The sequence below is a fragment of the Parapusillimonas granuli genome (assembly GCF_013416525.1).
Lineage (GTDB): Bacteria > Pseudomonadota > Gammaproteobacteria > Burkholderiales > Burkholderiaceae_B > Parapusillimonas > Parapusillimonas granuli.
The window spans coordinates 1-23,464 of record NZ_JACCEM010000014.1; the positions used below are offsets into that span (position 1 = coordinate 1).

General features: G+C 65.3%; 18 protein-coding genes and 1 pseudogene. 12 read left to right on the plus strand and 7 right to left on the minus strand.

The annotated features are described in order from the left end of the window. Positions 1–184: 184 nt before the first annotated feature. From infB to H0A72_RS20180, 8 genes and pseudogenes are all read left to right on the plus strand, one after another. Positions 185–2,329, plus strand: a pseudogene (gene infB, locus H0A72_RS20145) (translation initiation factor IF-2); the annotation flags it as partial. A gap of 4 nt (positions 2,330–2,333) precedes the next feature. Then, positions 2,334–2,747 (plus strand): 30S ribosome-binding factor RbfA, encoded by a 414-nt coding sequence (rbfA, locus tag H0A72_RS20150; protein WP_180158313.1) that lies wholly within the window; start codon positions 2,334–2,336, stop codon positions 2,745–2,747. Positions 2,748–2,780: 33 nt separating this feature from the next. Beyond that, a complete protein-coding gene (gene truB / locus H0A72_RS20155; RefSeq protein ID WP_180158314.1) occupies positions 2,781–3,539 on the plus strand; it encodes a tRNA pseudouridine(55) synthase TruB in 759 nt (252 codons plus the stop codon). Next, positions 3,536–5,356, plus strand: coding sequence for a translational GTPase TypA (gene typA / locus H0A72_RS20160; RefSeq protein ID WP_180158315.1), 1,821 nt, complete (start codon positions 3,536–3,538; stop codon positions 5,354–5,356). The genes truB and typA overlap by 4 nt, the downstream gene beginning before the upstream one ends. 196 nt (positions 5,357–5,552) lie before the next feature. Beyond that, positions 5,553–5,852 (plus strand): DUF4351 domain-containing protein, encoded by a 300-nt coding sequence (locus H0A72_RS20165; RefSeq protein WP_180158316.1) that lies wholly within the window; start codon positions 5,553–5,555, stop codon positions 5,850–5,852. A gap of 135 nt (positions 5,853–5,987) precedes the next feature. Then, entirely contained in the window at positions 5,988–6,791 is an 804-nt protein-coding gene (locus H0A72_RS20170; protein WP_180158317.1) for an IclR family transcriptional regulator, read from the plus strand. 43 nt (positions 6,792–6,834) lie between these two features. Beyond that, positions 6,835–7,782 (plus strand): AAA family ATPase, encoded by a 948-nt coding sequence (locus H0A72_RS20175; RefSeq protein ID WP_246437052.1) that lies wholly within the window; start codon positions 6,835–6,837, stop codon positions 7,780–7,782. 6 nt (positions 7,783–7,788) lie between these two features. After that, a complete protein-coding gene (locus H0A72_RS20180) occupies positions 7,789–9,495 on the plus strand; it encodes a cobaltochelatase CobT-related protein (RefSeq protein WP_180158319.1) in 1,707 nt (568 codons plus the stop codon). Between the two features lie 18 nt (positions 9,496–9,513). On the opposite strand, the gene pta is transcribed toward H0A72_RS20180, so the two are convergent. Both pta and xsc read right to left on the minus strand, forming a co-directional pair. Then, complete coding sequence (gene pta / locus H0A72_RS20185; RefSeq protein ID WP_180158320.1) at positions 9,514–10,521, minus strand: phosphate acetyltransferase; 1,008 nt, start codon at positions 10,519–10,521, stop codon at positions 9,514–9,516. A 20-nt stretch (positions 10,522–10,541) separates the two neighbouring features. Beyond that, positions 10,542–12,338, minus strand: coding sequence for a sulfoacetaldehyde acetyltransferase (xsc, locus tag H0A72_RS20190; protein WP_246437045.1), 1,797 nt, complete (start codon positions 12,336–12,338; stop codon positions 10,542–10,544). A gap of 333 nt (positions 12,339–12,671) precedes the next feature. On the opposite strand from xsc, the gene H0A72_RS20195 reads away from it, so the two are divergent. Then, positions 12,672–13,064, plus strand: coding sequence for a nuclear transport factor 2 family protein (locus tag H0A72_RS20195; protein WP_180158321.1), 393 nt, complete (start codon positions 12,672–12,674; stop codon positions 13,062–13,064). Between the two features lie 28 nt (positions 13,065–13,092). Beyond that, the gene (locus H0A72_RS20200) at positions 13,093–14,502 is read left to right on the plus strand and encodes an NAD(P)/FAD-dependent oxidoreductase (protein WP_180158322.1); all 1,410 of its coding nucleotides are present in this window, start codon (positions 13,093–13,095) and stop codon (positions 14,500–14,502) included. 16 nt (positions 14,503–14,518) lie between these two features. On the opposite strand, the gene pdxR is transcribed toward H0A72_RS20200, so the two are convergent. The 5 genes from pdxR to H0A72_RS20225 form a co-directional block, all read right to left on the minus strand. Then, on the minus strand, positions 14,519–16,030 hold the full coding sequence (pdxR, locus tag H0A72_RS20205) for a MocR-like pyridoxine biosynthesis transcription factor PdxR (RefSeq protein WP_180158323.1): 1,512 nt from the start codon (positions 16,028–16,030) through the stop codon (positions 14,519–14,521). 146 nt (positions 16,031–16,176) lie between these two features. Further along, positions 16,177–17,004: an ABC transporter permease subunit gene (locus tag H0A72_RS20210; RefSeq protein WP_180158324.1), complete on the minus strand. Its 828-nt coding sequence runs from the start codon at positions 17,002–17,004 to the stop codon at positions 16,177–16,179. After that, entirely contained in the window at positions 16,997–17,821 is an 825-nt protein-coding gene (locus H0A72_RS20215) for a taurine ABC transporter ATP-binding protein (RefSeq protein WP_425502537.1), read from the minus strand. The genes H0A72_RS20210 and H0A72_RS20215 overlap by 8 nt, the downstream gene beginning before the upstream one ends. Before the next feature lie 77 nt (positions 17,822–17,898). Next, positions 17,899–18,936, minus strand: a complete 1,038-nt coding sequence (gene tauA, locus H0A72_RS20220) for a taurine ABC transporter substrate-binding protein (RefSeq protein ID WP_180158325.1) — start codon at positions 18,934–18,936, stop codon at positions 17,899–17,901. Between the two features lie 266 nt (positions 18,937–19,202). Beyond that, complete coding sequence (locus tag H0A72_RS20225; RefSeq protein ID WP_484555948.1) at positions 19,203–19,883, minus strand: LOG family protein; 681 nt, start codon at positions 19,881–19,883, stop codon at positions 19,203–19,205. On the opposite strand from H0A72_RS20225, the gene polA reads away from it, so the two are divergent. Both polA and H0A72_RS20235 read left to right on the plus strand, forming a co-directional pair. Then, entirely contained in the window at positions 19,882–22,605 is a 2,724-nt protein-coding gene (gene polA / locus H0A72_RS20230; protein ID WP_180158327.1) for a DNA polymerase I, read from the plus strand. The two genes, H0A72_RS20225 and polA, sit on opposite strands and share 2 nt — an antisense overlap. Positions 22,606–22,641: 36 nt before the next feature. Then, positions 22,642–23,430, plus strand: coding sequence for a dienelactone hydrolase family protein (locus H0A72_RS20235; protein WP_180158328.1), 789 nt, complete (start codon positions 22,642–22,644; stop codon positions 23,428–23,430). Positions 23,431–23,464: the final 34 nt, after the last annotated feature.

Sequence of the window (23,464 nt, forward strand, 5' to 3'; positions counted from 1 at the left end):
GTCACTGCGTATCACTGTGCACATATGTTGTCCTTCACTTGATTCGTGCTCCTCTATGATCCTCTCCGCAATGTTCCGTCCCCTCTTCTCCCCCCCCCCCCACCCCCCCCCCCCCCCCCCCCCTCTCCCTCTTTCCCTACACTCCTCCCCTCCACGACGCTCTTCCGATCTCGTCGACCCGGAGCGCGAGCGCGCCCGCCGCGCGGCCGAAGCCGAAGCCGCGGCGCTGCGCGAAATGCTCAGCCGTCCCCGCAAGGTCCTGAAGGCGCCGGAACCCGATGCCGGCAACTTGTCCGGCACGCTGCACAAGCCGGCGCCCGGCAAGGGCGCCAAGAAGGAAGCCAAGGCCACGACGGGCGAAGCCAAGAAAACCATCAAGGCCTCCGACGTCTCCTCGTCGTGGTCCGACGAAAGCGGCCGCAAGAAGCCGGCCGCCAAGGCCGAGCCCCAGGCCCCGGGCGCGAGCCGCGACGGCTGGCGCGCGGGCGGCAAGGCGGGCAAGGGCGCCAAGGGCAATGCCCGGGCGCGCGGCAGGAACGCCCAGCCTGAACGCCAGGCAGCCGCGCCGGCCGAATTCATCGCCCGCGAAGTCCACGTGCCGGAAACCATCACCGTCGCCGATCTCGCCCACAAGATGTCGGTCAAGGCCGCCGAGGTCATCAAGCATCTGATGAAACTGGGGCAAATGGTCACCATCAACCAGGTGCTCGACCAGGAAACCGCCATGATCGTGGTCGAGGAACTCGGCCACACCGCGATCGCCGCCAAGCTCGACGACCCCGAGGCTTTCCTCGAACTGGCCGAAGGCCCCGAGGCGCCGGCCTTGCCGCGCGCGCCCGTGGTCACCGTCATGGGCCACGTCGACCACGGCAAGACCTCGCTGCTGGACTACATCCGCCGCACCAAGGTGGCGTCCGGCGAAGCGGGCGGCATCACGCAGCACATCGGCGCCTACAACGTCAAGACCGACCGCGGCATGGTCACCTTTCTCGACACCCCGGGCCACGAGGCCTTCACGGCCATGCGCGCCCGCGGCACGAAAGCCACCGACATCGTCATCCTGGTGGTGGCGGCCGACGACGGCGTCATGCCGCAAACCAAGGAAGCCATCCACCACGCGCAGGCGGCCGGCGTGCCCCTGGTCGTGGCCATCACCAAGATCGACAAGCCCGACGGCAACCCCGAGCGCGTCAAGCAGGAGCTCGTGGCGGAACAGGTCGTGCCGGAAGAATACGGCGGCGACGTCCCCTTCGTGGGCGTTTCGGCCAAGACCGGCCAGGGCATCGACGACCTCCTGGAAAACGTGCTGCTGCAGGCCGAAATCCTCGAGCTCAAAGAGCCTGTCGACGCGCCAGCCAAAGGTATCGTCATCGAAGCCCGCCTCGACAAGGGGCGCGGGCCGGTGGCCACCATCCTGGTGCAAAGCGGCACGCTCCATCGCGGCGACGCGGTCCTGGCCGGCGCGAGCTTCGGCCGCGTGCGGGCCATGCTCAACGAGAACGGCAAGCCGGTGAACAGCGCCGGCCCGTCCATCCCGGTCGAGATCCAGGGCCTGACCGACGTCCCGGCCGCCGGCGACGAGGTCATCGCCATGGCCGACGAGCGCAAGGCGCGCGAAATCGCGCTGTTCCGCCAGGGCAAGTTCCGCGACGTCAAGCTGGCTCGCCAGCAGGCCGCGAAACTCGAGTCCATGTTCGACAACATCGGCGAAGGCACGCAGACGCTGGCGCTCATCGTCAAGACCGACGTCCAGGGTTCGCAGGAAGCGCTGGTCTCCTCGCTGCTCAAGCTGTCCACCGAAGAAGTCCGCGTACAGGTGGTGCATGCCGCGGTGGGCGGAATCTCCGAAAGCGACGTGAACCTGGCGATCGCATCGCATGCCGTCATCATCGGCTTCAACGTGCGCGCCGAGCAAAGCGCGAAGAAGCTGGCCGAGCACAACGGCGTCGACCTGCGCTACTACAACATCATCTACGACGCGATCGACGACGTGCGCAACGCCATGTCCGGCATGCTGGCGCCCGAACAGCGCGAGGAAATCATCGGCATGGTCGAGATACGCGAGGTCTACACGACTTCGCGCGTGGGCAACATCGCCGGCTGCATGGTCACCGACGGCGTGGTCCGGCGCGATTCGCAGGTGCGCCTGCTGCGCAACCACGTCGTGCACTGGACCGGGCACATCGATTCCTTGCGCCGCTTCAAGGACGACGTCAAGGAAGTCAAGGCCGGCTTCGATTGCGGTATCACCCTGAAGGGCAACAACGATATCGAAGTGGGCGATCAGCTCGAAATCTTCGAGATCAAAGAAGTGGCACGGTCGCTGTAGCATCATGGGTCGCCATAAATCCAAACCCAATCCCGGCCGCAACGCCCGGCTGGCCGACCAGATCCAGAAGGATCTGGCCGGCCTGATACAGCGCGAGATCGATGTCTCGCGCGCCGGGCTCATCACGCTCACGGGCGTGGAGCTCTCGGCCGACTACGCGCATGCGAAAGTCTATTTCACCGTCATGGGGGCGGAGCCCGAAGCGGCCACCGCCGCCCTGACCGAAAAAGCCGGCTGGCTGCATTCGCTCCTGTTCAAACTGCTGCACATCCACACCGTTCCCACGCTGCGATTCATCCACGATGAACAAATCGTCCGTGGCCTCGAGCTCTCCCAGCTGATCGACCGGGCGAACCAGCCCCTCCGCAGCGAACCCTTCAAGCCCTCGGAACCCGAGGACCCCGACGAGCAGCCCTAGGGGGCTGTCGTTTTTCATCAGGATCTATGAACGATGGCTTCCCGACGCGGGCAGATGCTCGATGGTGTCCTGTTGCTGGACAAACCGGAAGGTCTATCCAGCAACCACGCTTTACAACGCGCCAAGCGCGCGCTCGACGCACGCAAGGCCGGCCATACCGGCACGCTGGACCCTTTTGCCACCGGCCTGCTGGTTTGCTGCCTGGGCAAGGCGACCAAGATCTCGGGACAGATGCTCGATGCCGACAAAGGCTATGTGGCGACGATACGCTTCGGCGAGGAAACCGATAGCGGCGATCTCACCGGCAATCTCGTCAGCAGCGCGCCGGAAGGTTTCGACGGCGTCGACCGGGCCGAGCTCGAACGCGTGCTGCTGAATTTCAAAGGCGAAATCCAGCAGGTCCCGCCCATGTATTCCGCCCTGAAGCGCGACGGCAAGCCGCTGTACGAGTATGCGCGCCAAGGGCTAGAACTGGACCGCCCGCCCAGGACGGTCACGATCCATCACATCGAACTGCTGAGCTGCGACCGGTTCGAGGCGGTGATCGCGGTCCAATGCAGCAAAGGCACCTACATTCGCACGCTTGCGCAGGACATAGGCCGCCAACTGGGTTGCGGCGCGCATTTGAAGGCCTTGAGGCGCACCCGCGTCGGCCCTTTCGGGCTCGATGCGGCCGTCGGCCTCGAAGCCCTGCAAGCCATGCCCGACCCCAAGGCGGCCCTGATCGCGCTGGATGCCTTGCCCGCCGGACTGAACCCGGCAACCTCCACACAAAAGGATTTGAAATTATGAACCGCGCTTTGCGCAATGTGGCGATCATCGCCCACGTCGATCACGGCAAGACCACGCTTGTCGACCAGTTGCTGCGTCAGTCGGGCACGTTCCGCGACAATCAGCAGGTGTCCGAGCGTGTCATGGACTCGGGCGACATCGAAAAAGAACGCGGCATCACCATTCTTGCCAAGAACTGCGCCGTGCAGTATGAAGGCACGCACATCAACATCATCGACACGCCGGGGCACGCCGACTTCGGCGGCGAGGTGGAGCGGGTGCTGTCCATGGTCGACGGCGTGGTGCTGCTGGTCGACGCGGTGGAAGGCCCCATGCCCCAGACCCGCTTCGTGACGCGCAAGGCCCTGGCGCTGGGCCTGAAACCCATCGTCGTCGTGAACAAGATCGACCGCCCGGGCGCGCGCCCCGACTTCGTCATCAACGCCACCTTCGACCTCTTCGACAAGCTGGGCGCCACGGAAGAACAGCTGGACTTCCCGGTCATCTACGCCTCGGGGCTGTCGGGCTACGCGGGCCTGAGCGACGACGTGCGCAGCGGCGACATGCGTCCCTTGTTCGACGCCATCCTGAAGCATGTCCCGCAACGCGAGGACGATGCCGAAGGGCCGTTGCAGATGCAGGTCATCTCGCTGGACTACAGCACCTATGTGGGCAAGATCGGCGTGGGCCGCATCAACCGCGGCCGCATGCGGCCGGGCATGGACGTGATCGTCAAGTTCGGTCCCGAAGGCGACCCCATCAAGGGCCGCATCAACCAGGTGCTGAAGTTCAAGGGTCTGGAACGCGAGCTGGTCGATGAAGCCCAGGCGGGCGACATCGTGCTGATCAACGGCATCGAAGAGATCGGCATCGGCTGCACCGTCATGGACCCGGCCCAGCCGGAGGCGCTGCCCATGCTGCGCATCGACGAACCCACGCTGACCATGAACTTCATGGTGAACACGTCGCCGCTGGCGGGGCGCGAAGGCAAGTTCGTGACCAGCCGGCAATTGCGCGACCGCCTGGAGCGCGAGCTGAAATCCAACGTGGCGCTGCGCGTCAACGATACGGACGACGACACCGTGTTCGAAGTCTGCGGCCGGGGTGAATTGCACCTGACCATTTTGCTGGAGAACATGCGCCGCGAGGGCTACGAGCTGGCCGTGTCGCGCCCGCGCGTGGTGTTCAAGGAAGAGAACGGCGTCAAGCTGGAGCCCTACGAGCTGCTGACGGTCGACTTGGAGGACGCCCACCAGGGCGGCGTCATGGAAGAGCTTGGGCGCCGCAAGGGCGACCTGCTGGACATGCAGGCCGACGGCCGCGGCCGCACCCGGCTCGAATACCGCATTCCCGCGCGCGGCCTGATCGGCTTCCAGGGCGAGTTCATGACGCTGACGCGCGGCACCGGCTTGATGAGCCATATTTTCGACGACTACGCGCCCATGCGCGAGGGCGGCGTGGGCGAGCGCCGCAACGGGGTGCTCATCAGCCAGGACGACGGCGTGGCGGTGGCGTATGCGCTCTGGAAGCTGCAGGAACGCGGCCGCATGTTCGTGTCGCCCCAGGATCCTTTGTACGAAGGGATGATCATAGGCATACACAGCCGCGACAATGACCTGGTGGTCAACCCCACGAAGGAAAAGAAGCTCACCAATGTGCGGGCATCGGGCAAGGACGAGCACATCGACCTGGTGCCGCCGATCCAGATCACGCTGGAGTACGCGGTGGAATTCATCGCCGACGATGAACTGGTGGAAGTGACGCCGAAGTCCATCCGTCTGCGCAAGCGCTATCTGCAGGAGCACGAGCGCCGCAGGATGTCGCGCGAAGCGAGCTGAGGAAGCCTGATCATCGCGCCGTCCATGCGCGATTGTCGCGATGCTCATTTCCTCGGCAGCCGCCGCCCCCGCGCGAGGTCAACACGCAGTACGTGGCCGAGCGCCTGCAGTTGCCGCCTATATCCAGCACCTGGTGCTGTCGCGGGCCCAGCCGCAAGAGGCGGTGTCCCAGGTCACGAGTTTGTAGGGGCTTGTCATGTTGATCAGTGAGAAGCCGGGCATGTGGGCCCGGCAGTGGAAGCGCGAGGGGATTCTGGAGGGGCGCAAGGAAGGGCGCGAAGAAGGGTTTCAAGAAGGCCGTCAGGAAGGCATTGCTCAGGGCTTGCGACAAGGCGAGCTGTCTGGCCGAGCGGCGCTGCTGGAACGCCTGCTCGCCCGCAAATTCGGTCCCTTGTCCGATACCCTGATTCAGCGCATCCGCACGGGTAGCGATTCAGAGCTGGAGACTTGGTCTCTGAATTTCGTCGACGCCGACTTCATCGATTATTTCAACTAACGCGCCTGAATGCGAGTCCGATACAGGACGGCCGTGTGTCGGCTAAATCCAGCCGCTGTCGAAATTTTTGACTTTCACCCTCTTTAGCTCAAAAAAACGATACAATTCATTCCTATTTCCGGAATCTGTATCCTCATGGCAAAAGACAGCATCGCCGCGTCCGACGAGCTCAAGCTGGACGGCAACACCCCCACCATGCGGCTTTTCGCGCTGCTGGAAGTCATCGCCCGCAAGAACCAGTTCTTTTCCCTGCAAAGCCTGGTGGACGAACTCGGCCTGCCCAAGCCCACCTTGCACCGCATGCTGCAGCAGCTGGAAAGCGCCGGCATGATACAGCGCGACGGCGACGGCCGCCAGTACAGCACCGGCCTGCGCCTGCGCCGCATGGCCGAGAACCTGCTGCTGAACAACACCGTGCATGGCGCAAGGCACGCCATACTGCGCCAGCTGGTGGAGGAAGTCGGTGAAAGCTGCAACATCACCAGCTGCACCGGCAACGAGGTCGTGTACCTGGACCGCGTCGAGACCGTCGCGCCCTTGCGTTTCTATCTGCATCCGGGGTCCAGGGTGCCGGTGCATTGTTCGGCCAGCGGCAAGCTGTTCCTGTCGCAAATGACGCCTTCGCAGCGGCGGCGGTTGCTGGCGCATGCCGCGCTGGCCAAATACACCGACAAGACGCTGCTGACCATGGAGCAGCTGGAAGCCGAAATCGACCGCGTGCGGCGCGACGGCTATGCCGTCGACAACGAAGAGTTCCTTCCGGGGCTGGTCTGCGTGGCGGTGCTCGTGCCCGTGAAAGAAGGCAAGTCCAACATCGCGGTGGCCATCCAGGCGCCCACCATCCGCATGACCGTCGAGAAATCCCTGCAATGCCTGCCCGCGCTGTACCGGGCGGCCCGCGCGCTGTCCGAGATCGAAACCGAGAACGGCCGGCCCTAGGCCCACCCTTTTCAGGAGCACATAGATGTCCGCCATCCCGCCCATGCAGCATGTGTCCAGCCGGGCCGCTTTCGGCCTGCAACAGGATTTCCAGGTGCCGGCCTTCGCGGAGCGCGACGAACACGTGCCCGAGATCGATCCCGTCTATCGCTTCAACCCCGAAGTCACGCTGGCGGTGCTCGCCGGTTTCATGCGCAATCGGCGCGTCCTGATCCAGGGGGCGCACGGCACGGGCAAGTCCACGCACATCGAGCAGATCGCCGCCCGCTTGAACTGGCCCTGCATACGGGTCAACCTGGACGGCCAGATCAGCCGCCTGGACCTGGTCGGCCGGGACGCCATCGTGCTGCGCGAAGGCCGGCAGGTCACGGAATTCCAAGAGGGCATCGTGCCGTGGGCGCTGCAGCGGCCCGTGGCCCTGGTCTTCGACGAATACGACGCGGGCCGGCCCGACGTCATGTTCATCATCCAGCGCATCCTGGAGCGCGAGGGCAGCTTCACCCTGCTCGATCAGAACCGGGTGATCCGGCCCCATCCGTATTTTCGGCTCTTTGCCACCTCGAACACGGTGGGCCAGGGCAATCTGAACGGCCTCTATCACGGCGTGCAGGCGCTCAACCACGCGCAGCTGGACCGCTGGAACATCGTGGCCACCCTCAACTACCTGCACCCGCAGGAAGAGCTCGAGATCGTGCTCGCGCGGGTGCCCGGCCTGGACGACGCCGAAGGCAGGCAGACGGTCGAAGCCATGATAGGCGTGGCGAACCTGACCCGGAAGGGGTTCGAGGCGGGGGACATCTCCACCCTGATGTCGCCACGCACGGTGATTTCCTGGGCCGAGAACAGCCGCATTTTCTCCGACGTCGAGCTGGCGTTCCGCCTGTCCTTCCTGAACAAATGCGAAGACGCCGAAAAGCCCATCGTGGCGGAATATTATCAGCGCTGCTTCGACCGCGATCTCAGCGAGTCGGCCGCGCAGGCTTTGCGCTGAACCGCCATGGGCAGCGGCATCGGTCCCCGGCGCCTCACGATTCAGACCGAACAGCTGGCGGCCGCCGCCTTGCGGGCGCTGAGCGGCAACGTCAGGCTGCATTTCGAAGGCGGCCGGGTGTACGACGACGCCCGCTCCGTGCCCGTGCATGCGCCGCATCTGCAAAGGCAGCTGATGCGCGCCGACTTCGAGTCGAGCCGCGCCGTGGCGGACGCCCTGGCGCTGCGCAGCCGCTATTCCGACGCGGCCTTGCATCGGCGGCTGATGCCGGAAAACACCATCGAAAAACTGCTGTTCGAGTGGCTGGAGCAATTGCGCACCGAATCGCTCGTGCCGCCGTCGCTGCCGGGCGCCCGGCGCAATCTGGTCCGCAACTACCGGCGCTGGTCGGCTGAGTTCGTCGATTCGGGCGCGGCGGAAAGCAGCCTGGGAATATTGCTGTTCGCATTTTCCCAGATCGTATGGAGCCGCCTGATGGCGGAGGCGCTGCCGGAACACGTGCAGGACCTGCTCGAACCGGTGCGTGCCGGGCTGGCGCCCGCGCTGGGTCCGGCCCTGGCGGGCCTGCGCCGATGCCGCGGCGACCAGGCCGCCTACGCCCGCCATGCGCTCGACATCGCGCGCGAGATCGCCGAGCGCGTCGCCTGCGAATACGAGGACAGTCCCGAGAGCCAATCCGTCGAGCGGGGCGGCTTCAGCCTGTCGCTGGACTTCGAATCGGGCGACGCCGATGCGCCGGGGGGCGAGGCGGCGGGCGGCGCGCGCGCCGACGTCCTTGCGGGCCGCGACGGCTACCGCGTCTTCACGCGCCGCTATGACCGCGAGGTGGATGCGGTGGATCTCTTGCGCGCCGGGCTGGCGCGCGAATATCGGGAAGCGCTGGACCGGCGCCTGGCGCAAGAGGGCGTGAACGTCGGCCGCCTGTCGCGCGCCCTGCGCGCCTTGCTGACCCGCCCGCGCCGCGACGGTTTCCAGTACGGCGAAGAAGAAGGCCGGATCGACGGCCGCCGGCTGGCGGCGATCGTCAGCTCGCCGGCCGAGCGCCGCGTCTTCTACCAGGACCGGACCACGCCCGTGTCCAATTGCGTGGTCGGCTTCCTGATCGACTGCTCGGGCTCGATGAAGCAATATCGCGATGACCTGGCCTTCATCATGGACGTGCAGATGCGCGCGCTGGACCAGGCGGGCGTGCGGTCCGAGATCCTGGGGTTCACGACGCAGGCCTGGAACGGCGGCCGCGCGCAGAAAGCATGGTGGGCCGCCGGCAGGCCGGCGGCGCCCGGGCGCCTGAACGAGCTATGCCATATCGTGTTCAAGCCGGCCGCCCGGCCCTGGCGGCGTGCGCGGGGCGGCATCGTGGCGCTGATGAAGCCCGACCTGTTCCGCGAAGGGGTCGACGGCGAGGCGGTGCAATGGGCGTGCGAACGGCTGCTGGCGAGGGACGAGGAGCGGCGCATCCTGTTCGTGATTTCGGACGGCTGCCCGATGGACCGCGCGACGCATCTGGCCAATGACGAGTTCTATCTCGACCGGCATCTGCGCGCGGTGGTGGGGCACTATGGGCAGGCGGGCATCGAGATTCTCGGCGTGGGGCTGGGGCTGGATCTCAGCGCCTATTATGCGCGGTCGCTGAGCCTGGATCTTTCCGAGGGAGTCGGCAATTCGGTGTTCGATGTGTTTCTCGGCCTGCTGGCGGGGCAGGGCAGGCGTTAGCGTATCGGCGCGCCCGCGCTATTCGACCGGCACCGCCTGGGCCTGAACCACCGTCACCGCGATCGCGTTGTACACGTCGTCGGCGCTGCACCCGCGCGACAGATCGTTCGCCGGCTTGTCCAGCCCCTGCAGCAGCGGCCCGATGGCCGTCGCATGCCCGAGGCGCTCCGTGAGCTTGTAGCCGATATTGGCCGCGTCCAGGTTCGGAAACACCAGCACATTGGCCCGCCCGCCCACCTGGGATCCCGGCAGCTTGCTTTCCGCCACCCGGGGAACGATGGCCGCGTCCAGCTGGATGTCGCCGTCCACCGCGAGATCCGGCCGCCGCGCCCGCAGCTTCTCGGCCGCCTGCCTGACCTTGTCGACGCAGCCGTGCCGGGCGCTGCCGCCCGTCGAGAAAGACAGCAAGGCCACCTTCGGTTCCGTATCGAGCAGCGCCGCCGCGCTGTCGGCCGCCGCCATGGCGATGTCGGCCAGCTCGTCGGCGTCGGGTTCGATGACCAGCCCGCAGTCGGCGAAAATCAGCGCATGGGCGTCCGTATGGAAAGGCTCTTCGCGCAGCATGATGAAAAAGCTGGACACCAGCCGCGTGCCCGGCTTCGTCCCGACGATCTGTATGGCGTTGCGCACCACGTCGGCCGTGGTGTGGACGGCGCCCGCGACCGAGCCGTCGGCATGCCCCATGCGCAGCATCAGCATGGCGAAGACCAGGGGCTCGCGGACGGCCGCCTCGGCTTGCTGCGCGGTCATGCCGCGCTTGGCGCGCAGGCGGGCCAATTCCTGCGCGAAGGCGGGCGCAAGCGGAGAGTGGGCCGGATCGACGACGCGGATGCGCGGATCGTTCCAGCCGTGCCGCGCCAGCGCCTCGGCGATGCGCCCGGCATCGCCGACCAGCGTGATGTCGGCCAGCTCCGTGGCCGCCGCCTTGTGGGCGGCTTCGAGTATGCGGACGTCCTCGCCTTCGCACATCACGATGCGCTTCGGGTTCAGCCGTGCTTTGCGGATGATGGCGTCGAGCAGACTCATGGCCGGCCTCAGGTCAGTGTTCAGACATAATCCTTGTACTTTTCCAGGAAACGCACCGGCTTGGACAAGGCGTCGCGGCGGAAGGGGTCGCCCAGTTCGCGCGTGCACATGATTTCCACGATCGTCGTCTTGCCTTCGTTCATCTGCATGTCGACCGCCTTCTTGAGCGCCGGGCCGACGTCTTCGAGCTTGTCCACCACGATGCCTTCCGCGCCCATGGCCCGCGCGATGCCGGCGAAGCTTTGGTTGTCGAGTTCGCCCGCCACGAAGCGGCGGTTGTAGAAGTCGACCTGGTTCTTCTTTTCGGCGCCCCACTGGCGATTGTGGAACACCACGGCGGTGACGGGAATGTCGTGGCGCACGCAAGTCATGATTTCGGACATGCTCATGCCCCAGGCGCCGTCGCCCGCGTAGGCGATGGCGGGCCGGTCGGGCGCGGCCACTTTGGCGCCGATGATGGTGGGCAGGGCGTAGCCGCAGTTGCCCCAGCTCATGGGCGCGAAGAAGCTGCGCGGCTTCTCGAAGCGCAGATAGCTGTTGGCGACCGAATTGATGTTGCCGATGTCGGTCGAGACCATCACGTTCTCGGGCATGGCTTTTTCGAGTTCGCGCAACACCTGGCGGGGGTGCAGATAGCTGCCCGGCTCGTTCTTTTGTTCTTCGATCATGTCCAGGCTGAAGGGGTCGCGCTCGTGCGTCCATTCGTCGAGCTCTTTTTCCCAGGCGTCTTTTTCAGCCTTGATCTTGGCGGCGCGTTCTTCCTTGTTGGCGTCGCAGGCCAGCTTGCGGTCCTGCAGGCGCTTGGACAGGGCCGCCGCGGCGGCCTTGGCGTCGCCGCAGATGCCGACGGTGATTTTCTTGACCAGTCCCAGCATTTTGTGGTCGGCGTCGATCTGGATGATCTTGGCGTTCTTGGGCCAGTAGTCCATGCCGTGCTGGGGCAGGGTGCCGAAGGGCCCCAGGCGCGTGCCCAGGGCCAGCACGACGTCGGCCTGGGAAATGAGCTTCATGGCCGCCTTGGAGCCCTGGTACCCCAGCGGGCCGCACCAAAGCGGATGGCTGGCGGGGAAGGAATCGTTGTGCAGATAGCTGTTGACGACGGGCGCGCCCAGGCGCTCGGCGAGCGCCTTGCATTCTTCCACGCCGTCGGCCATGACCACGCCGCCGCCCGAGATGATGACGGGGAAGCGCGCCGAGGCCAGCAGCTCGGCCGCTTCGTCCAGGGTCTTGTCGCCGCCGGGGCCGCGATCCAGGCGCTGCGGACGCGGGATCTCGACCTTGATGTCGCCGTAGAAGTAGTCGCGCGGGATATTCAGCTGCGTGGGGCCCATTTCGGACATGGCGCGGTCGAAGCAGCGGCCGGTGAACTCGGCCATGCGGGCGGGGTTGGTGACGTGCCCCTGGTATTTGGTGAATTCCTGGAACATGGGCAATTGGTTGCCTTCCTGGAACCCGCCCAGGCCGATGCCCATGGTGCCGGCTTCGGGCGTGACGATGACGACGGGGGAATGGGCCCAGTACGCGGCGGCGATGGCGGTGACGCAATTGCTGATGCCGGGGCCGTTCTGCCCGATGACGACGCCGTGGCGCCCGCTGACGCGCGCGTAGCCGTCGGCCATGTGGCCCGCGCCCTGTTCGTGGACGACCGGGATGAGGCGGATGCCGGCGGGCGCGAAGATGTCCATGGCGTCCATGAACGCCGAGCCCATGATGCCGAAGATTTCGCGGACGCCGTTGGCGACCAGCGTTTCGACGAAGGCTTCGGACGGGGTCATTCTTTGTACGCCGCTGACGGGCTCTCGGTTGTCTGTTTGCATGGCGGTGTTTCCTGTCGAGGGTGGCGGTGGAAAAGGCGCCTTATTGGGCCGCCTTTTTTAAACCGAAAATGAAATAATACGTTCCGTTATTTGTTCTATGTGGCAATTTTAAAGTTGGATGGGAAAAAGTCAATTTCATTTATGGTTTTTGGAACGAAATATATTGATTTAGGTAAAAACACCTAGGCGTGGCGGTTTTTCTGCGGCCGGCCGGGCCTCCAACTGGCTCATGCGAAACGTCCGGTCTGGCTCTAGCCCCGGGACCAAGGATCTTCTACCTTACGAAGCAAAGGGGCGGCGCATCTCTGCCCCAAACCGACAGGAGACACAGGAATGTCCGACGAAGAACTGGTCGCGCGCATCAAAGCGTTTGGCGACGCCTGGAATCGGCACGACATCGACGCGCTGATGTCGTTCATGCACGAAGACTGCGTGTTCGAAACCGTTGCCGGCCCCGAAGCCCATGGCTCGCGGCACCAAGGCATGGCCGCCGTGCGCAAAGCCTTCGAAGCGGCGTGGCAGACCATACCGGACGCCCAATGGCTCAACGCCAAGTGCTGGGCGCACGGCGACAAAGGCGTCATGGAATCCACGTTCACCGGAACCGCCGCCGACGGCTCCCGGATCGAAGCCAACATGGTGGATCTGCTCGAGTTCCGCGACGGCAAGATCATCCTGAAGAACGCATTCCGCAAGAACCGGCCCCACCTGCCGGCCCGAGACTGAAAAATATCTTGTCTGTTACGGAGTCGTGATGGCAGCCATTACCGAAGTTGCGGACCCTTCCTCGCCCGAGGAATTCCACGAAAACCCCTATGATCCCACCTACGATCCGCTGGTCTCCAAGACCGGCTGCGGCCAGGCCTATGCGCCCACCTATTGGGTCGGCACGGCGGGCCCGCCGCCCGAAGACGACGGCCCCGTCCGGGCCGACTTCGATGCCGACGTCGTCGTCATCGGCTCCGGCTTCACCGGTCTGGTCGCGGCGCTGACCCTCGCCAAGGAACACGGCGTCGCCGCGGTGGTGCTGGAGGCCAACCGCGTGGTGTGGGGATGCTCCAGCCGCAATGGCGGGCAGGGGCAGAACGCATCCGGCCGGCTGTATCGCTCGCAATGGATACAGCGCTGGGGCCAGGACGTCGCCAAGCGCCTGGATGCGGAAATCCGCGAAGGCTTCGAATACTGGAAAAGCCTGGTGGCCACCATAGATTGCGACGCCCAGCCGGGCGGCCATCTATATACCGCGCACCGGCCCAAGAAGCTGGCCTTCCTGCAGAACGAATGCCGCATCATGCGCGAGGTCTTCGGCTACGACAGCCGCATGCTCAGCCGCGCGGAGCTGCACGAGCGCTATGTCGAAGACCAGGAAGCCGCGGGCGCGCTGCACGAGCAGGAAGGCGTGGGGGTGCATCCGCTGAAGCTGGCTTTCGGCTATATCCGCCAGGCGCGCGCGCTGGGCGTGAAAGTGCACCCGGCCAGCCCGGTGCTAGGCTGGGAGACCCGCGGCGGCATACACTACCTGCGCACGCCCGGCGGCACGGTCCGCGCCCGGCGGGTGGCGGTGGCAACCGGCGGCTACACGCCTCAGGGCCTGCATCCCTCGCTGACCAACCGCATGATGCCGATCCTGTCCAACTCCATGGTGACGCGGCCTTTGACGGCCGACGAGCGTGCCGAAGCGGGTCTCAAGAGCACGACCTTCATCACCGACACGCGCACGCTGCGCTTCTATTACCGGCTGCTGCCCGACGGCTCCATGCAGATCGGCAGCCGCAGCGCGCTGACCGGCGCGGACGCCCAGAACGCGCGCCACCTGGACTTGCTCAAGAACGGCCTGTACAGGAAGTTTCCGCGCCTGCGCGGCATTCCCATCGCGTATTCGTGGTGGGGCTGGGTCGACGTCAGCCACGACATGATGCCGCGGGTGACGCAGCCCAATCCCGACGAGCTCGTGTTCTATGCTTTCGGATACGGCGGCAATGGGGTGTCGTCCTCGGCCAATGCCGGCCGGCGGCTGGCGGAACGCGTCGTCGGCAAAGACGGCAAGCAGTGGGACCTGCCCATTTACAACAGCCCCTTGCCCGGCCATTTGTTCGCGCCTTTCCGCCGCCTGGGGCAGGCGATGCTCTACAAGTACTACTACTTGCGGGACGAAATGCTGTGATCGGACGCCGGCGGGCTCAGCCGTACAGCTTGCGATAGACGCCCGCGAGCTTGTCTATGCCCGCCGGGATCTTCTCCGTGTCGATGGACGTGAAGCCGATGCGGATGTCGCTGTTCCTGCCGGGTCCCGGCGTGTGGTAGAACACATGGCCGGGCTCTATGACCACGCCCACGTCCAGGGCCGCGCGCGCGAGTTTTTCGGTATCGACGTGGGCCGGGGCCTTGACCCAGCTGGACGAGCCGCCCGTGATGGGCACCAGGCTGAATTCGGGCAGGCTCGATGCCAGGGCTTCGGTCAGGGCTTGCGCGCGCTCCTGGTAGATCAGGGAAATCCGGCGCAGCAGCGCATGGTGGTGGCCCAGGGAAATGAACAGGGCGAAGGCCCGCTGCACATAGGCCGATGGATGGCGCAGCATGAGGCGGCGCAAGGCCCGCAGCTCGTGGGTCAGTTCGGCGGGCGCCACGATGTAGCCGATGCGCAGCCCCGGCGCGAAGCTTTTGGAAAGACTGCCCACATAGATGACGCGGCCGTGCTTGTCCAGGCTTTTGAGCGCGGGCGTGGGCGGGTTGCCGTAGCGGTTTTCCGTTTCGTAGTCGTCCTCGATGATGATGCTGTCCGAGCGTGCGGCGAGTTCCAGCAAGGCCTCGCGCCGCTCTATGGGCATGGTGACCGTGGTGGGGCACTGGTGGCTGGGCGTCACGAAAATGTAGTCGCAGGCGGTGAGCTCCGGGGTGATGCACAGGCCGTTTTCGTCCACCGGTAGCGGCATCAGCCGGTCGCTGCGATGGGCGAAGGTATTGCGCGCGTCGGGGTAGCCCGGGTCTTCCATGCCGACCACGGTATGGGCGTGTATCAGCAGGTCGGCCAGCAGGTAAAGCGCATGCTGCGCGCCCACCGTGATCACGATTTCGTCTTTTTCCGCCCAGACGCCGCGCCGGGGCAGCACCTGGGTGCGGATTTCTTCGATCAGGGCGGCGTCGTCGTTGGTGATGAGGTCGGGCGCCCAGCTGCGTATGTCGAGCACGGACAGCGCCCGGGTGCAGCATTCGCGCCATTCCGCGGTGGGGAACAGGGCGGCGTCGAACTGGGCGTACACGAAGGGGTAGGGCATGCTCTGCCAGTTGTCGGGCTTGACGATATTGCGCTGCCGTGAAGGATGGAACACGACGCGCTGGTGCCACCTGGCGGCGTGCCGGCGGGACGCGGATTCGGGTTCGATGGGCGCCGCCACGTGGCTCTTGCGGACGTCGTCGCACACGAAATGCCCGCTGCGCTCGCGCGAGACCAGATAGCCTTCGGAGACCAGCTGCTGATAGGCGAACACCACGGTGTTGCGCGCCACGCCGAGGTTGTCGGCCAGCAGGCGGCTGGACGGCACGGGGGCGCCGGGCGGCAGGTGGCCGGAAAGTATCGCCGACACGAGCATCTGCCGGATGCGGCCTTGCAAGCTGAGGCCGGAATCGCCGACCCGCTCGAACAGGGATGTCCAGAGAACGCTGGAGATGGGGGCGGTGGCGGGTACTTGCATGGATTTCACCAAATGGCTGAACGAAAGCCATCGGGGCCTTGCGGCCCCGATGCGGCTGAAGCAAGCGCTTCAACGATGATAAAGCAAATTTCGCCTGAAGGGTCGGATCCCGCGTGGGGTCCGGCCCCGTGTGCGGAGCTGGGCCCCTACACCTTGCCTTTCCAGGGGATCAGCACTTTTTCCAGGTGGCGCAGCAGCAGGTCGAAGATCAGGGCGAAGAAGCCGATGACCAGGATGCCCATGATGACGGTGTCCGAGGCCAGGTACTGCGCGGCGTTCAGCACCATGAAGCCCAAGCCGCGCGAGGATGCGACCATTTCGGCGGCGACCAGGGTGGTCCAGCCCACGCCGATGCCGATGCGCATGCCGGTGAAGATTTCCGGCATGGCGGCCTTGAGGATGACGTGGGTGATGATTTGCCGGCTGGATGCGCCCATGGCGTAGGCGGCATGGATTTGCTCGATGGACACCGAGCGCACGCCCGAGCGGGCGGCGATCGCCATGGGGGCGAAGATGGCCAGGTAAATGAGGAAGACCTTGGGGAATTCGCCGATGCCGAACCAGATGATCACCAGGGGCAGATAGGCCAGCGGCGGCAGCGGCCGGTAGAACTCGATGATGGGGTCGAAGATGCCGCGGGTGATGCGGTTGACGCCCATCAGGACGCCGATGGGAATGGCGGTCGCCATCGCCAGCAGGAAGCCGCCCATGACGCGGCCCAGGCTCGCCATGGTGTGCTGCAGCAGCGTCGAGTTGGCGACCCCTTCGGTCCAGGCTTCGATGAATTTGTTGAAGACCGCGTAGGGCGAAGGCATGAATATGGGCTTGACCCAGCCCATGGTGGTGACCAGAAACCACAGGGCGATCAGCACCACGGCCGTCATGAAGCTGATGAAGCCGCTATAGCCGGCGCCGGGCGCCCCATAGACCTTGCCCGGCGTGGCGGGCTTGCCGAGAAACCGCTTCTTAGGCATGGATGATTTCCGGTTCGCCGGCTGCGCGCTCGTCGCCGTAGATGATACTAAGGATGATTTCGCGCATCTCGATAAAGTCCTGACTGGATTTGATGGCACGGGCGTCCCTCGTTTCAAGATAGCGTTTATTGAAATCCAGCTCATAGGTGTTGGTGATGCGGCCCGGGCGGGGCGACATGACGATGAGCCGGGATCCCAGGAACAGGGCTTCTTCGACACTGTGGGTGATGAAGAAGAACATCTTGTGGGTGTGTTGCCAGACGTCCAGCAGCAGTTCCTGGATGGTCTCGCGCGTGAGGGCGTCGAGCGCCGCCATGGGCTCGTCCATGAGCAGCATCGCCGGATCGCAGGTCAGCGCCCGGGCGATGCCGACCCGCTGCTGCATGCCGCCCGACAACTGGTAGATCATGTGCTGGTGGAAATCCTGCAGCCCCACCAGTTCGAGATTGCGTTGCGCGATGCCGCGGCGGGTGGCCTTGTCCACGCCCTGAAGCTTGAGGCCGAATTCGGTGTTCTCGATGACGTTCAGCCAGGGCAGCAGGGCATGCTTCTGGAACACCACGCCGCGATCCGAGCCGGGGCCCACGATGGGCTTGTCGCCCAGCAGGATCTCGCCCTGCGTCGGGGACAGAAAACCGGCCAGCAGGTTCAGCAGCGTCGTCTTGCCGCAACCCGAAGCCCCCAGCGCGACCACGAAGTCGCCGGGTTCGATGTCGAGGTTGACGTCTTTCAAGGCGATGACGGAACCGCCGTCGCGCAGGGCCGGGTACGTGACGCTGACGTCTTTCACACTGAGTCGGGCCATGGGGGCTGACATGTGTTTCGCTCCTTGTCTGGTGGCCGTCCCGCCGCGGCGGGCGCCTGGGCGCCGCGACGGCGGGACGGCCGGGCCTGTTACTTGGCCGCCGCTTCGGCGTAGCTTGCGTTGACGAACTTGCTGTAGTCGTCCAGCGGCTTGTCGATCTGGCGCTGTTCCTTCAGGAACTTGGCGCTTTCCGTGAGAGCCTTGACCGCGCCGCCGTCCTTGCCGCCGCCCAGCCAGGTGCCGGACGCCTGTTCCGCGACGTTGGGGAACAGCAGCAGCTGCAGCGCCGACACGATGTCGTCGGGCTTGCCGCCTATCATCTTGCTGATGCCCTTCACGCCCTGCGAGTCGGGCGCGAGCTTGCCGACGTTGTCGTTGTAGTCTTTATAGGACTTGGCCAGGACCTTGGTGAAGGCGGCCATGAACTTCGGGTTCTTGGCGGCCCAGTCGCGGTCGGCCACGATGCCGTCGAAGGTGGGCACGCTGGCCTTGCCGATTTGCTCGGAGTCGGCGATGGTGGTGCCCGTTTTCTGGATTTCCGTCAGGGCGGGCGGCCATACGTAGGCGGCGTCCAGGTCGCCGCGCTGCCAGGCGGCGACGATCTGCGGCGGCTGCATGTTAAGGATGTTGACCTTGCGCGGGTCGATGTTCCAGACCTTGTCCATGCCGACCAGCAGGTGGAAGTGCGCGGTGGACACGAAGGGCACGCCGACCTTCTTGCCGACCAGGTCCTGGGGCTTGGACACGCCCGAACCGTTGCGCGCGACCAGGGCTTCGGACTTCCCGATGTTGTCCAGGATCCAGAACAGTTCTATGTTGACCCCGCGCGTGACCGCGGCGGTGATGCCGGTGGAACCCAGGATGCCGATGGGCACGTCGCGCGAGGCGAAGGCCGTGGAAATGTCGCCGGCGGACGAGAACTGGCGCCAGTCGATCTTGTAGCCGGCTTCCTGGGCGGCCTTGTCGAAGCTGCCGTCAGCGATCGCGCTGACGAAGGGACCCACGATTTGCTGGTATCCCACGACCACCTTGGTCTGTGCCTGGGCGGCCATCGGGCCCAGGCCGAGTATTCCAGCTGCCATGCCGATCAGGGCGAATTTGCGACCACGTTGAAACAGGGGCTTCATGGTTTGTCTCCATTTCGTTATCGCGACACTCTGGAAATGTGCGGCTTTGTGTCGCCTTGCCAATGGATAGTGCCTATAGTCCCGGTCTGCGACTAGGTCCAGTTGATTTTATTAGATTGGACCAGTTTCGGCGCCCGGCTTTGACGATGATCAAAGAAGCCGCGCGCAGGGCGAATTTGCTGGTGAATGGGGGGTGGGGGGCCGATCGGCTTAAGGGTAAATGCCGATGCCCGTTTGAGCCGGGCATCGGGGCGCGGCGCCCCGAGTCATTCGGGCAGGGCGGGGGCGGCCTGGCGTTCTTCGGAGAAGACGTCGCAGTAGTGGTTGATGGTCTGCATGACGACGTCGAGGTCGTCGGTGATGGTGAGCAGGTCCAGGTCGTTGGGCCCGATCAGGCGGTTCGCCAGCAGTTCCTGGCGCACCCAGGCCACGAGCCCTTCCCAGAAGGCGGTGCCGATCAGGATGATGGGCGCGGCCGGCACCTTGCGCGTCTGGACCAGGGTCAGCACTTCGAAGAGCTCGTCCAGCGTGCCGAAACCGCCGGGCAGCGCGATGTAGGCCGCGCTGTGCATGAAAAAAGTAGCTTTCCGAGAATAAAAGTAATCGAATGTGAGGCTGTGGGTCTGGTAGCGGTTGTTGGTGGTTTCCATGGGCAGCTTGATGTTCAGGCCCACGCTCTGGCCGCCGGCTTCGAAGGCGCCTTTGTTGGCCGCTTCCATGATGCCGGGGCCGCCGCCCGCGATCACCGGCAGGCCGGCCTGCGCAAGCCTGGCGCCCACTTGTTCGCTGAGCGCGTAATAGGGTGAATCGGGGCGTATGCGCGCGCTGCCGAACACGCTGACGCCCCAGCCCAGATCCTTCAGCGTCTCGGCAGCGCGTTGCATCTCTGCCATAATCCCAGGAATCTGCATACTTGCCGGCAGACGGACCAATTTATTGTTTGACATGAAAAAAACCTTGTTACTTGTTGATGGGTCGAGCTATCTGTACCGAGCCTATCACGCGATGCCCGACCTGAGAAACGCCATGGGCGAACCCACCGGCGCCTTGTACGGCGTCATCTCCATGTTACGGAGACTGGTCCAGGATTACAAGGCGGACTACGCGGCATGCGTGTTCGATGCAAAAGGCAAGACGTTCCGGAATGACCTCTATCCGGACTACAAAGGCAACCGGCCGTCCATGCCCGACGAACTGGCAGCACAAATCGTTCCCATCCACCAGGCGGTGCAGGCGCTGGGCTGGCCGGTGCTGGCGGTGCCGGGGGTCGAGGCCGACGACATCATCGGCACCCTGGCCTGCCGCGCCGCCAGCGAAAACATCCACACCATCATCTCCACGGGCGACAAAGACCTGGCGCAACTGGTGAACGAGCACGTCGAACTCGTCAACACCATGAACGGCGAGCGCCAGGACATCGCCGGCGTCAAGAGCAAATTCGGCGTGGACCCTGGGCAGATCGTCGACTACCTCATGCTCACCGGCGACGCCGTCGACAACATCCCGGGCGTGCCCAAGGTGGGGCCCAAGACGGCGGCCAAGTGGCTGGCCGAATACGGCAGCGTGGACAACCTGGTCCAGCACGCGCATGCCATCAAGGGCGTGGCGGGCGAAAACCTGCGGGCGTCCATACCGAATTTCGACCTGACCCGCAAGCTGATCACCGTCAAGACCGACTGCGACATGGCCGAGCTGGGCATAGGCATGGATACGCTCGTCCCCAGGGAGCCGGACCGCGCAAAGCTGGTCGAGCTCTACGACGCCTTCGGCTTTCGCACCTGGCTGCGCGAGCTCACGGGCGACCACGAAAGGATACCCGCGCAAGACAGCCGCATCGCCGCCGACGCCCCGGCCCCGCCGCCGGCCGACGACATCCGCTACGAGACCATACTCGACCGCGACGCCCTCGACGGCTGGCTGGCCAAGCTCCGTTCGGCCGAGCTCGTGGCGCTGGACACCGAAACCACGTCGCTGGACCCGATGGCCGCGCGCCTGGTGGGCATTTCGCTGTCGGTGAAGGCGGGCGAGGCCTGCTACATTCCCGTCGCCCATCGCGGGCCGGACCGGGTCGAGCAGCTGCCGCGCCAGGAAGTGCTGGACCGCCTGCGGCCATGGCTGGAAGATCCGTCCGCCCGCAAGCTGCTGCACAACGCGAAATACGATTCCCACGTCTTCCTCAACGAAGGCGTGGCCCTGGCCGGCATCGTCGAAGACACGATGCTGCAGGCCTATGTGCTCGAATCCCACCGACGCGTCAACATGCAGGAACTGGCCGAGCGCTGGCTGGGGCGCAGCGGCATCAGCTATGAAGACTTGTGCGGCAAGGGCGCCAAGCAGATCTGCTTCGACGAGGTCGAGGTCGAGCGCGCCGCGCACTATGCCTGCGAAGACGCCGACTTCACCCTGCAGCTGCATCAGGTGCTGCGGCCCAAGGTCGCGGCCGAGCCCGGGATGGAACGCATCTACCTGCTCGAGGTCCAGACTTCCCGGGTCCTGACCACCATGGAACGCAACGGGGTGAAGGTGGACGCCGCCCTGCTGCTGGCCCAGAGCAATGAACTGGGCCAGCAAATGCTGGATCTCGAAAAGCGGGCCTACGACCTGGCGGGCCAGCCCTTCAACCTGAATTCCCCCAAGCAGCTGGGCGAGATCCTGTTCCAGCGCATGCAGCTGCCCGTCCTGCGGAAGACGGCCAGCGGCGTGCCGTCGACCGACGAAGACGTATTGTCCAAGCTCGCGCGCGACTACCCGCTGCCGGCGCTGCTGCTCGAATACCGCGGACTGTCCAAGCTCAAGTCCACCTATACCGACAAGCTGCCCCGCATGGTCAACGCCTCGACCGGGCGTGTGCATACCCGCTACGCCCAGGCCGCCGTGATCACCGGCAGGCTGGCTTCTTCCGATCCCAATCTGCAGAACATCCCCGTCCGCACGGCCGAGGGCCGGCGCGTGCGCACCGCCTTCATCGCGACCGACGGCCGCATCGTGTCCGCCGATTACTCGCAGATCGAACTGCGGGTCATGGCCCACGTCTCGGGCGACCGGAACCTGCAAGGGGCCTTCGAAGCCGGCCTGGACATCCACAAGGCTACGGCCTCCGAAGTCTTCGGCGTGCCGCTGCCCGACGTCACGTCCGAGCAGCGGCGCGCGGCCAAGGCCATCAATTTCGGCCTGATCTACGGCATGGGCGAGTTCGGCCTGGCGGCCAACCTGGGCATCACGCGCGATGCCGCGCGGGCCTACATAGACCGGTATTTCGTGCGCTATCCGGGCGTGGCAGACTACATGGAACGCATCAAGCGCAGCGCCCATGAACAGGGCTACGTGGAAACGGTCTTCGGGCGCCGCCTGTGGCTGCCGGAATTGCGCGGCGCCAAGGGCCCGCGCCAGAAAGCGGCCGAGCGCGCCGCCATCAACGCGCCCATGCAGGGCACCGCGGCCGACCTCATCAAGATGGCGATGGTGGCCGTCCAGGACTGGATCGAGCGCGAAAAGCTGCGCACCCTGCTGATCATGCAAGTGCATGACGAACTCGTCCTCGATGCGCCGCAGGACGAGGTGGAAACCATAGTCCGGCACCTGCCCGGCCTCATGTGCAACGTCGCCAGGCTGGATGTCCCGCTGGTGGCCGAAGTCGGCCAGGGGCCGAACTGGGAACAGGCGCACTGACGCCGCCAGGCGTCGTTGAACGGAAAAGGAGTCTGTATGGCGTATTCATCCATAACCGGAATGGCGGAAACCGTGGTGGAAACCGACGGCGCGTCCTTGCGCTGCGGCATGGTCGACATGCCCACCTTCGACGGCACGATACCCGCCTACTTCGCCGCCCCGAAAGACGGCGGCCGGCATCCCGTGGTGCTGGTGATCCAGGAAATCTTCGGCCTGCACGAGCACATCCGGGACGTATGCCGCCGGCTGGCGAAAGAAGGCTATATGGCGGTGGCCGTGGAGCTCTACCACCGGCAGGGCGATCCGGCCGCCTACATTGACGCGCCCACCCTGATCAAGGAAGTGGTCGCCAAGGTGCCCGACGAACAAGTCATGGCCGACCTGGACGCCAGCGTGAAATGGGCGGCGGATCAAGGCGCCGACGCCGCGCGCCTGGGCGTCACCGGGTTCTGCTGGGGCGGCCGCCTGACCTGGCTGTACGCGGCCCACAATCCGGCCTGCAAGGCGGCGGTGGCCTGGTATGGCCGCCTGGTTTCGGGGCACGGGCCGTTGCAGGTGCGCAACCCCATCGACGTCTGCGGCGCGCTGCAGGCGCCGGTGCTGGGGCTTTACGGCGCCCAGGACGCCAGCATCCCGCTGGACGGCGTCGCGCGCATGGAAGCGGCGCTGGCCCAGGGCAGCGCCGCGGCCCGGGCCTCGCAATTCGTGGTGTACCCCGATTCCGGCCACGCGTTTTTCGCGGACTATCGCCCCAGCTATGTGCAGGCCGACGCCGCCGATGCCTGGCGGCGGATGCTCGACTGGTTCAAGCGCCACGGGGTCTGAGGCCGGTTCCGCCCATGCCGGCCGGCCCGCGGGG

What these genes read in the sequence shown, in the direction of transcription:
- H0A72_RS20180 (WP_180158319.1), top strand. Translation starts at nt 7,789, where the DNA reads ATGGGCAGCGGCATCGGTCCCCGGCGCCTCACGATTCAGACCGAACAG.
- H0A72_RS20215 (WP_425502537.1), bottom strand. Translation starts at nt 17,821, where the DNA reads ATGTCAGCCCCCATGGCCCGACTCAGTGTGAAAGACGTCAGCGTCACG.
- pta (WP_180158320.1), bottom strand. Translation starts at nt 10,521, where the DNA reads ATGAGTCTGCTCGACGCCATCATCCGCAAAGCACGGCTGAACCCGAAG.
- H0A72_RS20165 (WP_180158316.1), top strand. Translation starts at nt 5,553, where the DNA reads ATGTTGATCAGTGAGAAGCCGGGCATGTGGGCCCGGCAGTGGAAGCGC.
- H0A72_RS20200 (WP_180158322.1), top strand. Translation starts at nt 13,093, where the DNA reads ATGGCAGCCATTACCGAAGTTGCGGACCCTTCCTCGCCCGAGGAATTC.
- H0A72_RS20210 (WP_180158324.1), bottom strand. Translation starts at nt 17,004, where the DNA reads ATGCCTAAGAAGCGGTTTCTCGGCAAGCCCGCCACGCCGGGCAAGGTC.
- H0A72_RS20170 (WP_180158317.1), top strand. Translation starts at nt 5,988, where the DNA reads ATGGCAAAAGACAGCATCGCCGCGTCCGACGAGCTCAAGCTGGACGGC.
- truB (WP_180158314.1), top strand. Translation starts at nt 2,781, where the DNA reads ATGGCTTCCCGACGCGGGCAGATGCTCGATGGTGTCCTGTTGCTGGAC.
- typA (WP_180158315.1), top strand. Translation starts at nt 3,536, where the DNA reads ATGAACCGCGCTTTGCGCAATGTGGCGATCATCGCCCACGTCGATCAC.
- H0A72_RS20235 (WP_180158328.1), top strand. Translation starts at nt 22,642, where the DNA reads ATGGCGTATTCATCCATAACCGGAATGGCGGAAACCGTGGTGGAAACC.
- xsc (WP_246437045.1), bottom strand. Translation starts at nt 12,338, where the DNA reads ATGCAAACAGACAACCGAGAGCCCGTCAGCGGCGTACAAAGAATGACC.
- H0A72_RS20225 (WP_484555948.1), bottom strand. Translation starts at nt 19,883, where the DNA reads ATGTCAAACAATAAATTGGTCCGTCTGCCGGCAAGTATGCAGATTCCT.
- H0A72_RS20195 (WP_180158321.1), top strand. Translation starts at nt 12,672, where the DNA reads ATGTCCGACGAAGAACTGGTCGCGCGCATCAAAGCGTTTGGCGACGCC.
- pdxR (WP_180158323.1), bottom strand. Translation starts at nt 16,030, where the DNA reads ATGCAAGTACCCGCCACCGCCCCCATCTCCAGCGTTCTCTGGACATCC.
- H0A72_RS20175 (WP_246437052.1), top strand. Translation starts at nt 6,835, where the DNA reads ATGCAGCATGTGTCCAGCCGGGCCGCTTTCGGCCTGCAACAGGATTTC.
- polA (WP_180158327.1), top strand. Translation starts at nt 19,882, where the DNA reads ATGAAAAAAACCTTGTTACTTGTTGATGGGTCGAGCTATCTGTACCGA.
- rbfA (WP_180158313.1), top strand. Translation starts at nt 2,334, where the DNA reads ATGGGTCGCCATAAATCCAAACCCAATCCCGGCCGCAACGCCCGGCTG.
- tauA (WP_180158325.1), bottom strand. Translation starts at nt 18,936, where the DNA reads ATGAAGCCCCTGTTTCAACGTGGTCGCAAATTCGCCCTGATCGGCATG.